Source organism: Pirellulaceae bacterium (assembly GCA_019636385.1).
Classification (GTDB): Bacteria; Planctomycetota; Planctomycetia; order Pirellulales; family Pirellulaceae; genus Aureliella.
On record JAHBXT010000005.1, the window covers coordinates 350815 to 366042 of the forward strand.

Consider the following 15228-nt stretch of genomic DNA (forward strand, 5'->3'; position numbering starts at 1 on the left):
ATGGAGACGCGTGCATTCTCTCAGCCAACCGCATCAGATCACCAGTCGTGAAGTTACAGACGCGGTCTAGTTTAGTCGAACCCTTCGTGTATTCCAAATTGAGCGGAGTAGTCGACAGAGGCGGTCAGCAGCCGGCCAAATTCCGATTGAGTCAACTCTGTACCCGCCCACCCGCTGGATGGGTATGAAGCTGAGGCTAGGGACCTTACTTCTGATTCGGGAAATAGTCTTTTACATCCGCTGGGTTGATACCAAAAATCGGGTCCGCACTGGGCAGCGACGTGTCCAGCTCGAATCCGTTTTGAAACTGCCAATACAGACTTAAACCCCAGACACCAAAATCACTTGCCAGTGTTAGAACGATCGAAGCTAAACGAATCTTGGATTCCAGATGGGGCAACTCTTCCAATCCCCGCAGGAAACCTGGTGCGGCATACATCAAATCCTCGGCAACTTTCTTGTTGATTTTCAGTTTGCCACCTAATTCGACAACCTTCTCGGCAAGTGCCGAGTAGCTAGCAGGTAATTTCTGAGCATGAAGAAGACGCTGTGAGTTGATAAAGAACTGTCCCGCCGCTCCACCGGCTGCACCCAGGAAAAAGCCGGAGAAGAACCCACGCATAATACTACCGCCGGAGATGGCGGCCAATAAACCGGAGACGGCACCGTTAATCAATCCGTATTGCAATACGGATTGCAACTGAATCCCCTGTAGTGCTTCAATGAGAGTGTTCTCACCGGAAGGATCGCGGTTGCTGATCGGATTCAGGTGTGCATATACATAACGATGAAGCGAAAGTGGGTCATTTTGGAACCCTGCAAAAGGATCCTGAGAAATGAACCGACCGGTCGCGGGGTCGTAATGTCTGGCACGCAAAAAGTACATACCGCTGCTGTTGTCGCGACTCTCACCGGTATATAGCCATTCAAGCGGCGTCACACCATTGCGCACAAGCACGTCGCCAAACCCGGTATACGAAATTCGATCTGTGATCTGGCCATTGGAATTGGACAGTAGCCGCGTGCTTCCCAGGTGATCGCCGTGTACGATCATCGGCTGCGCACCAATCAACAGGGAGATTCTCGCTCCAGCCGACGAGGCATAAGTATGACGGACCGTGCTAGTTGGCTCCTCATGCAATTCTTCAAGAACCACTGCCAAAGGTCGATTGTCGTCGATCAATAGTCTTCGTTGGCCGCGCGCATCCAAAGTTTGAATGCGTTGCCCACGATGGTCGTAAACATATTCAGCCTCCAGAATGCCCTGCGCGCCTTGTGTCACCCGTATCAGGCGACCGGCCGAATCCCACACGAAATCTTGGCGATCGCCGTTGTCCGGCACGATCGAAATAAGATTACCATTCGCGTCGAAGATTCGGTTGGTCTGCCCCGTTGCGTCCGTTAGCGTTATCAATTGGTCGCGAGAATCGTAGCTGTACAGAGTAGTTCCTGAGGCGGTGTCAAATGTAGCCAGGCGGTTGCCGACCGCATCATACTCGTACTGGATGGTCCGCTGTCCGCCAGCCGAAGCTGTGTGCGTTTCCCTGATTAATCGGCCCGACGCATCGTATTGATAGCTGGATTGGCTACCATCCAATTCAGTCAACGACGTGCGACGCCCAGCAGCATCGATTTGATAGGTATAGCGTGACAATAGCTCGGTTGGTGATTCAAGGTCAATCTGCAGGACGCGCCCGCGCGCGTCGTGCTGCCGCTGCTCGACCAATCCGTTCCAATACCGCGTTTGAACCAAATTACTCGAGGCGTCGTAGGCAAATTCCGTTTCTAGTCCAGCACTGTCGGTGACCACTACCGGTCTGGAAAGTGCATCGTAGACGTATTGTGTGAGCGAGGAGGCCGTACGGATGGATACGATGTTTCCGCGTTGATCATAGGTGTAATCAACAAACAGTCCGTCGGGATCAGTTCTTTTCAGCACTCGATCCAGTTCATCGTAGTCATACTTCGTGACGCCCCGATTGTCTCGAACCTGTACAATACGACCGGTAGATGTATAGGAATATTCAAGCACTTCATCTGATCGTCGAGATTCGACCACTCGCCCCAGCACGTCGTAGAGGTACGTTGAGGCCTGACCGGCAAAGTCCACTTCACGGATCAGTTGCCCGGCCAGATCATACTCGTAGGTTCGAGTCGATCCGTCTGGAAGAGTTTTACTGAGTATTCGATCTTCCAAGTCGTATGTGAATCGGGTTTGTCGTCCCAGAGCATCGACCGTTCGCACCAGACGACCAAGGGAGTCATAATGGTGCGTAGTACGATTGCCCAGAGGATCGACGACGGCAGTAATTCTTCCAAGCGGATCGTACTCGTAGCGTGTCGTTTCTCCGATCGCGTTGGTTCGCGCAATCACATCGTTGCGAGCGTTAAACTGTAGTCGCTCCAATTCTCCATTGGCATAGATTGTTTCGATGGGATTTCCTGACAGATCGTACGTCCACCGAGTGATATGACCACTTGGGTCAATATGACTAACTTTGCGTTCTGCAAGGTCATACGTTATTTTCGTAGTCTGTCCTAGCGGGTCAATAATCTCGGCGGGGCGAGACGCTGTGCCGTAAGAATATGTCGTTCGATAGCCTTCCTCGTCTATCACCGCAATCAATTGACCGGCAAGGTCGTATTCAAAAGCACGCCTGGGATTATCAGCAAGATCATCCGGTGTCGGGTCCGGCAAGATGATAACGGTCGGGCGATTAACAGCGTCGTACTGGTAATGAGTCGAACGCCCACCACGGTCCGTAAGCTGAATTAAGTTGCCGACCAGATCATACTGCTTGGTCTCCGTCAAGCCATCAGGGTAGGTAGTGCGGATCAAGCGGTTCATCGAGTCATAAGTAAAGGTGGTGATCCGTCCCAGTGGATCGGTTGTCGAAGTCCGATTGCCAGCCGCATCATAGCTGTAGAGCGTTCGGCCTCCGACTGCATCCACAACCTCAAGTAAGCGTCCGTTGGCATCGTGGCTGAATTCTCGGCGAACTTCCACAACGCCATCGTCGGTGTGAAGCATGACAATGGAGGCAGTCATGTAGCCAGCGCCGTCGTATTCATGACGCGCCACAGTGCCTGCAGCATCGGTAATACTTAGTAATCGCTGATTGACGATCGTTGTTTGAATCGCCCCGACTCCGGAGATGACAGTCGCGCTCGGATCACCTGAGATTGAGTAAGTTATGGTCGTCAGATTTCCAACACCGTCGCGGATACGTAAAGGATTTCCTCGGCTATCCAATTCAGATCGCGTCGTTGCACCAAAGACATCCGTTGCGGTTTCTAACGTGCCAAAACTCCCAAATGTTTGATAGGTTATCCCGCCGGACGGATCTATGATCGAAGTGATATTTCCCGCTGAATCATAGCCATAGCGAGTTATTCGGCCCAAGGGATCGCGATATTCAACCGGTAGATTCAGATCGTTAAATACAAGCCGCGACTCGCCGCCCAACGCATCTGTATGGCTGACCTGATTTCCAAAGGCGTCATATCCGATCACGGAAATCCGCCCCAGTGGATCCGTTACCAATACAAAGTGGTTATCTGGATCATAGTCCATTTGTCGAACTGTCCCATCCGCCATGGTTAGACTGGTTAGTCGTCCTTGGTCAGAGAAATTGGTTCGTATGCCGGTTCTTCCCAGCGGATCAACGATCGTGTCTAAATAGTGAGGTCGGTCGGTGCGGTAAGTCATCGTGGTAGAATGATCTTCTCGGTCAGTAACGCGGATCAGATCACCGCTGGCAGAGTAGCCATAACGAATCGCATTGCCTGCCGGATCTGTTATCGAAGTGATGCGGCCATGGCGGTCGCGGGCGATAGTAATACCGACGTCTCCCTGCGAACTGGTGATGCCATTGTCGCTGAAGGTCAGACGATTCCCACTGCGATCTGCGGCGGTTTCCATCAAGCCAGTTGAGCCGTCGATGAAGTAGCGTGTTCCGTCAGCGGTTGTCACCGTAAAGCCGCCGCCGAAGTCGGGGCTGGCGGGGTTCCAAGGCATTCCACCAGTCGCGTAAAGTTCGCCGAACTGATTGACGGTCAGCCAACCGCTACCGGCACTGAGTGTGGCGGTGTTGCCGCGATCAGGAGTGTAGCGCGGGGAGGCCATCACCAGATCATTGCCCTTAGCCCAGCCTGGCAGAACCTTAAACTCAGGGGTGAATGTCCAACTCACGCGCTCGCCACCTGGCAGGGTCATGAAAATCTTGGTGCCAGAACGGAAGGGAGTGAAGATACCAAGGTCCTCCAAGCCGCTCTTGGGCAGGCTGACGCGCAAGTCAGTGTTGCGGTACTCGAGCCGCCAACCATATCCAAAATCACCGTCGCGATCGGCTCGCAAGGTGTCGTAGCTGCGGGCGATGGTAATCGGTATGCCAGCCACGGGAATGGTGAGATCTTCGAAACTCAAGCGGAAATTACCGAGCTTCAAATTCCCCGTTACCGACACCTCAACCTCCACCGCCGCGAAACTGCCAAAGGTGTCCATGACTTCCAGCTTGAGTACATAGTTGTCATTCTCAAGAAGGGTCGTATCCCACTTACCCAACGCAGCCGCTGAAACCTGCGTGGTTCCCTCATGAATCAGTGAGTATTGGGTTTGATCGATGCGTCGATAACTGAGTGTATAACGTTCGAAGTCGGGAGAGATGGCTGTGCCAATCACGTCGACAAAGCCGCTGACTGCCGCTCCCTGACCAATACTGGTAATGGCGGCCTCAGGTGCGGGATTGCCGCTGCCATCCTCTTCGCCGCTCCGCATGAGCACTCGTCCCGTGGCCGTCCCAACATTGCCCGCAGCATCGGTGGCCGTTGCGATTAATCGACCGTTGCCTGGAGCCGAGAAATAGACGCGAGCCGTTCCGTCTGGTGCCAATTCAACCGACTGGCCGTCGACTCTCAATTCCAGATTCGTAACACCCACGTTGTCCGTCGCAATGACTCGTACAATGGCCGGATGCACAGTCCACGGGAAGAGTACAGGCTCGCCGGTGACGATGATTGTCAAGCGAGGCGCTAGCGTATCCGGAACAACCCCAAAGGTATAACTCTGCGTTGCCGAGGCCCCCAGTCCGTCACGCACGCGCACTACGACTTCACGCCCACCCAGTGGCGTATTCAATTGCGTCTGCCAGCGAATTCGCCCGAGCGCGTCGATCGTCATTCCCTCGGGCCCCTGAACTAGCTCATAAGTCAGTGGCTCACGATCCGGATCGATGGCTAGTACATCGTATCGATACAGCTCTCCCTGGCTGATACTCAACGTGGGATTGGAACGAATCTCCGGCGCTCGATTGGCGGCTCGGACATCGACTTGGAAAGATTGTACTGCCACTGCTCCCTGAGGATCGGAGGCGGTTAACACAATCCCAACCGTTCCAATTTCCGCAGATTGCGGGGTCCAAGTGATCACGCCTGAAACCGCATCAATCACCATGCCAGCGGGAGCAATCCGAAGTCCATACGTGAGGTCGTCTCCCTCGGGATCTGTTCCCTGTAGCATATAAACATAAGGTTGCCCCACGACAGCATCCGCCGGTGCCGTGCTGTTGACGCTCGGTGCGCGATTGCTAACCCCAGCCGCCACTGCAATTGAGAAAGTCTGAGTGGAGAAATTGCCCAAGCCATCACTAACGCGAATCGATACTGCGGCGAGCCCAACCTGCTCAGCCGTCGGGGTCCACGCGATCTCGCCCGATTGCGTATCAATCAGCATTCCGACAGGTGCCAAAACCAATTCATGCTGCAAGGGACTAGCTGATGGGTTGCTGGTTCGAACGGAATACAAATAGGTACTTCCCACAACCGCTTCCGTAGGTGGAGCACTGGAGATCGTAGGTACCAGCGACGAGCTGCGAACTGCAATTCTAAAGCTCTGAGTAACGACATGTCCGAACAGGTCGAACCCCCGCACGACAACTTCCTGAACGCCCAAAGAATCCCTGGTAGGCATCCAGCGGATAAATCCGTATTGCGGATCGATGGACATTCCAACCGGGGCATCCACTAACTCGAATAGCACCGCTTCGGGAGCGATGACATCGTACTCATAGAGAATGCCCACTCTGGCAGCCGTTTCCGGCAGCGAGTCGATGCTCAACGTCGGCATCGGTGCCCGCGAGACAACTGCGATTGACTCAGTCCGTTCTGCGCGTCCTCCTCGGGAATCCTCGACTGAGAGCGTGACATTCACGCTGCCCAACTCCGCTGGTTGCCACTGGACCTGGCCACTGGCGGAGACAGTCAATCCCACAGGCCCGCTCACGAGCGAGAAGGTCAGCGGTTCATGGTCGTTGTCCACTGCTACGAGCTGCGAGGCGTAGGGTCGCTGAACAATCGCGGTTGGTTTCAATCCCGCTATCCATTGCGGTAGCTGGTTGCTTGCGACAGGGGTTACGGTAACAGAGCCCTGCTGCCTGGAAACACCTCCGAAGCCATCATCCACTTCCACTTCAAAGGTAAATGACCCCACCACACTCAGCACGAAGTCGATGATGCCGCTATCGGTCGTGATCGTCATGCCTGCTGGGAACGAGATCAGCCGATAGGTGAATTCTTCTTGTTCAGCATCCTGAGCTCGAACTTGGTAACGCCACGCCAGGCCCACTTGTGAGTCCAGAGGAACATTTGAAGTAATGTTCGGAGCGGTATTGATGACGACGTTCAGAGGGAAACGTTGAATCGCAAAACGCCGTTCAGGGTCGGAGACCTTAATAAGAATATCATGCACACCGGACTGCGAGGCCAATGGAAGCCATTGAACCAACCCGCTGACTCGATCAATCGTCATCCCTTCCGGAGCCGCGATCAGTTCGTAGTATACGGGGACAGCCAGCGGCGATTGAGCGAATGCTTGATAGATGTAGCTGCCCGGTGCTGTTGCCTGCTGGGTTGGTTGTGAAAGGAAGACGGGCGTCGGATCTGCTGGTGCGGCGCGCGAGCCGAAATTGACCGCCGGGGTCACGGAGTTCAGGTTCAATGGTTGGACTCCGGTCTGTGGAGCGCTCTGCAACTGTCCTGCTACTCCGACGAGCCCAACATGAGCCATCTTACCAGTTGTTGTCAGCCGATAGCGACCTTGTGCATCGGTAATGGCCGTCGGCTCCCCTGTATCGTAGAAACTATTTCGATTCGTGTCTAAGAACACAGTCCTGCCCGCCTGGATGGGCTCGCCGGAATTCGTGAAAACTTGGACCTCGAAGGAACCGGTATTGCCGCTCCATGAGTTCGTACTGGAGTTGGCAAGGAACAGCCGCGTTGCTCCCTGGGGTACCACAATCGTCTGTTCGATACCATCGCTGGTGAAGCCATCCCCAATAAAGAAAAGCTGCCTAAGCTCGGGTGCAATCGACGTGTAGTTGATTCCACCGGTGACATTGCCAGTAGATCGAAAATCGAGCGACGCAGGAGTAGTCTGACCTGACGGCGACTCGTCATTCAAGAAGACACCCAACAGCGAACCGTGATTGGGACCTGCGTACTGCGAAATGCCATGGAGTGCATTCGAGACAGTGCCAGTGGCATTGTAGACGATTCCGTCAGGCGAGCGCGTTCCCACAAAACCATCCGATAGCGTGTGGCCAGTCGCTCGAATACGGAGGACTTGGCCGGGCTGAATTGCTAGCGACGGTGGGGAGCCTTGAGGGGCGGTGCTACCGTATGCCGTCGATCCGTTGGCCATGCCAGCTAAATAGGGATTCGCGTAGCCCGGAACGATGAGTCGTTGTGCAGTCGATGGCACCAGCATCAGATCATCGATTGCGAACGAATTCTCTGCTGAGCTATTGTTCGGATTCGGCGGCAATGTGCTTCCAACAGAGATAATCTCCAGGATACCTTGCTCGGTGGCTGCATGGAGACTGTGACGGAACTGTTTCCAAGCACCAGCAGAAATGTCTTCCAGCGTAAAGGCGGAGCCTAACGGTTGACCATTCCAGTGGACTTCCATTCTGGCAGCTTCGTGGTTGTTGGGACGCAGTGCCCAGAAACTGAAGTCGTAATCCTGACCAGGTATTAGCGTCACCAATTGTCGCCAGGCGACTCGATCTTGATGGTCACCGTTGACGATCAGCATCAAGTCTTGGTTAGAGCCATTGGTGTGTCCGAAATAGTCTGACGTGGTTGGGATAACACGTGACGACAATCCGACAGTGACTTGAGCATCGCCGAGCCAACCCGAACCTGACTGAGGCGTACGCTGATAAAAGTTGGTTTCCCAGCCAGCCGGCCCCGAGCTAAAGTCAGGATTCGCAATGCGATTGAAATCCGACGGCAAGTCTTGAACCCCATCTCCATTCACATCCAAGAATACGATGCCGCTGACCTGTTTTAAGAAGGGTGGGACGATATCGACATGGAACGACTGTTCTGCGACTCCCCCTCGCCCATCCTCGACTCGGACGATGACCTCATGAGTAGCTTCCGATGCGAGCGCCTTCTGACGAGTCGGATAGTTGCGCCAGTCGGGCGTGCCCGTAAGCGTACCGTGATTACGCGCTGGTGAGGAATCGAGAATGGTCGTAACATCTCGTGACTCGTTAAAGTTCCACTGCAATACCAAACCTGTTGCGTCGCTCGGAACATCCGCCAGCATTCCCTGGGTGATTTCCGCTGCGGTCAATGCGCGATTCCAGATTCGTTGGCGCGCCAAGGTTGCAATGTTCTTTCCGGATTGAAGCGGTGATGCATTGTAGCTGATACCTTCAGGGCTCACTGCCGTGCCGACATTCACTCCGTTGATCCACAGCGTCAGCGCTTTCGACGTGTCGTCAAACGTCATGGCCACATGGGTCCACTTTTGAAACTGGACAGGTGTCGGAGCGGTGACGATAGCTAAGCTATTCGCGTTGTCAGGCGAGCCCACCCTGGCGCGAAGCGTCCCATAGTAGTACTCCAGTCCGAAAGACAACACATTGGGGTTCGTGGTAGAAGCTCTCTTGGCGAGCAAATTTTCCCATACCGCTCCGTTGGGATCTTCAAAGTAGTACCAGCCCTCAACCGAGACGCTGGCGGGTCGCAAACTCGGCGCATCGGGTGCCTCGATATATCCGTAGTTTTGTGAGCCGGTGTGGAGTTTCAGCGACGACGTTCTCGGATCCCAGTCGATTTCCCCTGTCGTGGGATGGATCGTCATCCCCTGGGGAGCTTCAGCCAGCGAGTAGCGTAGCGCGGATTGATTCTGCAAGACGACATTGGGCTGATAGCGATAGACCGAATCGGCTGCGACCTCGGTGATGGGAGTACTGGTGAAGCGCGGGACACTTTGAGATACAGGTGCTGTTACGATGATTCGGAAGCCTTGTTGCGTCACGCCGCCTCGACCATCCGAGGCTTCCACAACGACACTATTACCTCCGAGCTGCTCAGGCATCGGAGCCCAATAGATTGTGTTCGTCACTAGATCATGCAGCATGCCCCCGGGTGCATCTATCAGTTCGAAAGAAACTGGGTCATCATCGGGGTCGATGGCCGCTGGCTGATAAGTCCACAGTCGGCTGGGATCAAAGCGATTAAGGATGAGACTGACGGTATCGTCACCTTGATTGACCACCAACACATCGGGTGCCCCGTCACCGTTCACATCATCAGCCACAAGCCGAATCGGGTGCACTCCGACTTCAATCCACTGAGGCGCGGTGAATTTTCCAGCTCCGCGTTGGTAGAGGAATCCAACGCGACCTGCATCGGGCTGAGCGACGACAAGATCGTTGCGGCCATCGCGGTTCATGTCTGCAATTGCGAGCGCACCTGGGCTGGTGATTCCTAACACGCTGATGGCTGTACCGAATGTCCCGTTTCCGTGCCCCGGTAGGATGATCACTCGCTCGCCGTTGGGATCAGTCAATGCGATATCGAGCGCGCCATCTTCAGTTACATCTCCTAAGGTCAAGTCGCCCGGCGCGAATCCCAGCGGCAGAACAAGAGATGGAGAAAATGTACCAGCTGAGCCGATCAAGACCATGATCGTCTCTTCACTCTTGCTCAAGACAATCAAGTCCTGGATACCATCGCCGTTGAGATCCGCGATTCGCAGATCGGATGGTCGAACAGGGAGCTCAATATCCTCGCGATTAAAATTCCCACTAGCGGATTGTCGGAAGATCGACACCGATTTCCCTTGCTGGTTGGCGGTGAGAATGTCCAGCAATCCGTTCTGGTCGACATCCAACAGATCCACCGCGACCGGGTAGAGATCGGTCAAGAGGTCTGGCTGGCGTGCAAAGACTTCGTCGGTAACTTGATAGTGCAGCTTGACTCGATTCAGGCCACTGATGATCGACACCAGGTCGGCTTTGCCATCGCCATTCAAATCACCGGAGACGACATCCGACACGCCCCGAGGCTGGCTGATGAACGCTACGCCTTGCGTCCCTTCAGCAGTTCCAGCGAGGTCGTCGCGGCCATCTCCATTGAAGTCCCCGATAACGGAACCATTGAGATTTGCGACCGCTGTGAAACCATGCAGCTCCGAAAAAGTTCCATCGCCACGGCCGAACAAAATACTTTGGTAAGGTCTGGAGCTTTGAGAGAGGAACCCCCAACCCCACATGGCCACCAGGTCCGTGACCCCATCCCCATTGAAATCGCCACGATCGAGTTGAAAGGTATGGGTGTAGTAGTTGGTCGTGTCGCGGAACGTGAAGTCCCCGTTTCCGAACATTACCGTGGTTTGTACATGGTTGCCGCTGTAAGCGATGTCGTTGATGCCGTCACCATCGAAGTCATCAATGACGTAGGAGTAAATCGAGCGATCGTGCGGAATGAAAGCTGGGTTCTCAATGACCGTCTTTCGAAAGAGCGTCGAAGCATCGGTGGCTGGTCCACCAGTTTGTTCCAAGATGACCCAGCGGGCTGGAATACCGCTACTGGGTATGGACCGACTGAAGAAGAAAATTTCTTGCTTGCCGTTCCCGTTGAGATCTCCTATGCCTACCGATTCGTCGAAGTAAAAGCCATGGGCACGAGGCCAATTGGTGATGGTATCATTGCTGTCGGGCAGGATGTTGTAGCGACGATTCACCGGGTCATAGAGCAACACTGCCAAACGAGTGGTGTGGTTCGTATCTATGTTGCCGGTCTGCAAACGATAAACTAGGTCCGGATACCCATCGCCGTTGAAGTCGTCCACTTGAAGGACTCTATTGCTGACCCCTGATTGTCCCCCAGGTGCGACCACGCTGGGCAATGCCTGAAAAGCGCCGTTACCAAGTCCAAACGCTTGTCGAAACTGGGTTCCATCGATCCACGCGAGATCCAGATTACCGTCCAAGTCGATATCCAGGACGGTTAGCGAGTGGGCGCTATTCACACCCCCGAAAACAGTGGAGTACGCCTCGAAAGTACCATCCCCAAGGCCAGACGCGAAATAGAATCCACCGCCAAATCCGATCCCTCCGTAGGTGACGATGTCCAAGACCCCGTCGTTATTAAAATCCCCTGTGACCGATTCTCGCATTCCGAACGTGGTGGGGGAGAAACTCTGATCGAAGTCAAAATTGCGAAGGCTTTGTGGGGCCCGGAGAGTGCCAGGGCGATCACCAAGCAACAAACCCACACTACCTGCTTGCTCTCCCACAAGTGCATTTCCCAACAGGATATCCATCACGCCGTCTCGGTTAAAATCAGCAGCTGCGGCGAAAATTGTCGATTGGGAATTTCTGAAGGTACCGGTACCAATATCGGAATCGAACGCGGTGCTGTACTGCGTTAGTGCAAAGGTCCCATCGCCACGTCCCAGTCCAATCAACAGCGAATTCTCGTTATTTGTGTTCCCGAACACGAAATCCAGATGTGCATCCCCGTTCAGTTCTAGTCCGCGGCCAGTCTGATTTCCAAGGCCGTACCATTCAACCGTGTAGGGCAACAGCGTTACAGAGCCACTGGAAGTGCCGTCTCCAAATCGGCCATCCCCCTGTCCTCGCATCAGAGTCGCGCCAAATGGACCTGATATCAGAGCATCCACTTTGCCATCACTGTCAAAGTCATCAAAGTAGCCGCTGGTCGCATTGAAAAAAACGCCACTCGGATTGCCAGAAGAGTGAAAAGACTTGGTTGCCGAGTCGATGCGAGTCCCAAAACTGCCCGTGCCGTCATTCAAGTATGATTCGATACGAAGGTTGTTGTAGTTTAGCCGTACAATGTCCGGCCCATTCGCACCATCCAGGTCCGCAATATACCCCTGCCCGCCGTTGTTCGTGTCCTCCGTGATGACAAACGACTCAGAGAAACGACCTGTGCCATCGCCACGATAGATGCTGATCGCTTGGCGGCCACTAATCTGTACCTGTACATTTTCGAACAGTACCAGATCCAAGTTGTCATCTCGATCTATATCGGCCATCTGCGCGAGCGCAACATAGTTCCCCTCAACGGTACTGGTCGTGGGGTTGGTATCAAACGAACCTGAACCGGTGTTGGCATACACGAGAATGCGATTGGTGGCGATGGTCGTAACGACAATATCCTTCAGCCCATCGGAAGTCACATCTGCAAAGTGAATTGATGCTCCTCGTCCAATCCGTCCAGCCACCGCTGGCAATTCCACTTGCCAGCCGTCGCGGAACGAACCATCACCATTTCCAAAACGAACAACGACGAATCCACGATCGTTGGGATCGTTCCAATTGCCATTGCCGCGAAGATTAACAAGAGCCAGAACGTCTGGAAGACCATCGCCGTTAATGTCCTCCGCCAGAACCTGCTGCACATCCCGTTCGTGTTGACCGGTAGTGTTGGGGACAAGCCCAAGATCAATGGCGGTGGGGCCTTCGAAAATGCTTCTTAACTCGGCAGGAGGGAGTTCACCCAAACTGATTGGTTGATTTGCCCCCAAGAGGATCGGACTACTGGGAAGCAAGCCCAATTGATTCTCGATACGGTTGGCGGTGACAATCGTCTTGAGGCCCGATGAACCGCTCAGCAATGTTGCCGCCGCGGGGCCTTGTCCGGTCGCGTAGGTGTGTACTTCGAAGGGACTCGAAATGAAGGTGTCGATCTCCGGCTCGCTCGTAAAGATCGGCGGCCGATTGGGGAGTTGCTCTACTACGCGCAAATCGAATCTTTGTTCGACGTACAATCCATACTGGTCGGTGGCCCGCATGACAATTTGATGCGCACCAGTATCCGCTATCTCGGTTTGCCACTGGACCTGACCTGACTGCGGATCGATGGTCATCTGATCGGGACCGGCGATCAATGAGTAACTTAACGGTGAATCGATGGTGGAAGTGGCTTGGGCGTGGTATCGGTAATTTCGTCCTGCTTCAATGCTGGTCACTGGCTGGGAGCTGAAGCCGACCGGACCGGTATGGAGCCTTCCGTAGACACTCAGCCGATACTCGAATCGCTGGCCCGAATCGTTGCGAAAGCGAATCTCTGGGCCAGCGAGCGACTGGCCACTGGCCAGTACCGGGCCGTCCAGCCTGCCTGTTAAATCAATAAACGGACGGCCATCCGGCAAGAAGCCATCGGGCCGTACCATAAACACGTTCGGGTCGCTGAAGTTCTCGAAAACGGCGATGATCGGTCCCAGTACCGCTGTGTTACCCCGGTTAGTCAACTGGGCCTGGGAGACCAACTGCAGGCGGTCGGTACTCAGACTCGTGCGACCGTAGTCGACTTCAAACATCCCTGTCAGATCGCTCAGTTGCCGAAAATCAAAGGCGCTGACCGGTGTTTGTCGAGATTCAGACAATCCTTCACCACTGCCCGGTGGCAGCGAGGTTGGAAGCTCCACGAACTCGTAGCCGCGAATAATGACACTGGTGCTGTCGTCGCTATCGTTATTGACCAGCCGCGCCAGCACGCGGATCTCGGTCCCTACTGGGAATTCCGATAGATCAAAGATGACTTTTGAGTCTTGTCCGGCGGCAGCAATATCCATCCATACGCCACTGGCAGCTACAGGCTGATAACCTTCGGTCCAGTTGAATGCTGCTGAGCGGCTGGAGCTGAGCCGATTGGAGACTGGATTGCCGTTGGCCTGAACAATTTGAATCTCGAAGGCGTCGCGAATCTGCTGCCGTGCCTGTGTGTCGAACTCAGGTGCCTGAAACTTCACCTCCAGAGCTGGACGATTGGCAGGGACATTTAGAATTCTGTCCAGCTCCGTCACAAAGCCCGAACCCTCGAGCAATTGCGGCGAGCACGCAGCGCCGGCGAAGGAGCCGCCATCGGTGAAGAAGCCGCCGACGACACCGGAGCCTGCAAAGTTGAGGTGATTGACAACGCGCAGAGCGTCATTGGCGGAGACTCGGCCGTCGCAGTTGGTGTCCACATACGGACCACTGCTGGGGGCCTCCACTTGGCGTGGCAGGTCACGCGGCAGACTGGGATTATTCAGCCAGTTGACAATTCGCAGAGCATCCTGCGCGCTGACACGTGCCGGTTGGTCGCCAGTAACATCCAGAGGAAACACCGGATTGTGCCACATCGCAGCCGCCAACAGATCGCGGCGCTCAAGCTGTTCTAACTGGTGTACTCGCCGACGATATCTGCGTTCACTGTGCGCACTGATGAGCCGCTTCCAGCGGTTCAGCCGATCAGACATGATGCACGCTCCACGTTCACTGGTTGAGGGTGAATTCTGGCTGGGTTCCTACTAGAATAGCGAGATACATCTGCCCAGTCAGGCTAGAAATTTCGCCGTATTCGATGCCTCGCAGTATAGTTGGATTTCAGGGCAAAGCAAACAGTACTGTGGGGTGGCGCGCGTGGGATCTGTGTGTCAATGTGCCGCGCAAAAACGATATGCGAAATTTCTAGAATACCGACTATATGATTCTGCTGTGGGCGTTCTGAAATACAGTCGCAATGCTCGCTGAGATTTAAGACGTTTTTTTGTCTGTCGGCTTCGCGCATTTGCGAGAGTTAGGATTTGAATGACACTATCGCTTGGTCAGTCACGATGTATGCACGTTGAAGGATGTTGGCGATCAAGAGAAACACTTGCGGGACTGGACTAGACGATTTCGCATTCCACTTGTGGTTCATGCACACCGTCGGCCGTGTACTCGATGCCTTCATCAATGTCACGCAGCGTAGTACCACATCGCCTGCAAAGCATCCACTGTCTACTGAACGGATGTTTAGGCTATACTGATAAGGCGAGTTGCCGCACTGTAGCTACCCTCACCAGACGGTGGATAGCGAGCAAGGCCACCGTCTAGGCGACGAAGGCTCCAGTATGTTTTCAAATGGTACTCGCCAAGCCAC

1 protein-coding gene is annotated in these 15228 nt (G+C 54.4%); it reads right to left on the reverse strand.

Annotated features, from left to right (window positions below):
* Positions 1-205: 205 nt before the first annotated feature.
* A complete protein-coding gene (locus KF752_19010; protein ID MBX3423652.1) occupies positions 206-14563 on the reverse strand; it encodes a VCBS repeat-containing protein in 14358 nt (4785 codons plus the stop codon).
* Positions 14564-15228 lie beyond the last annotated feature (665 nt).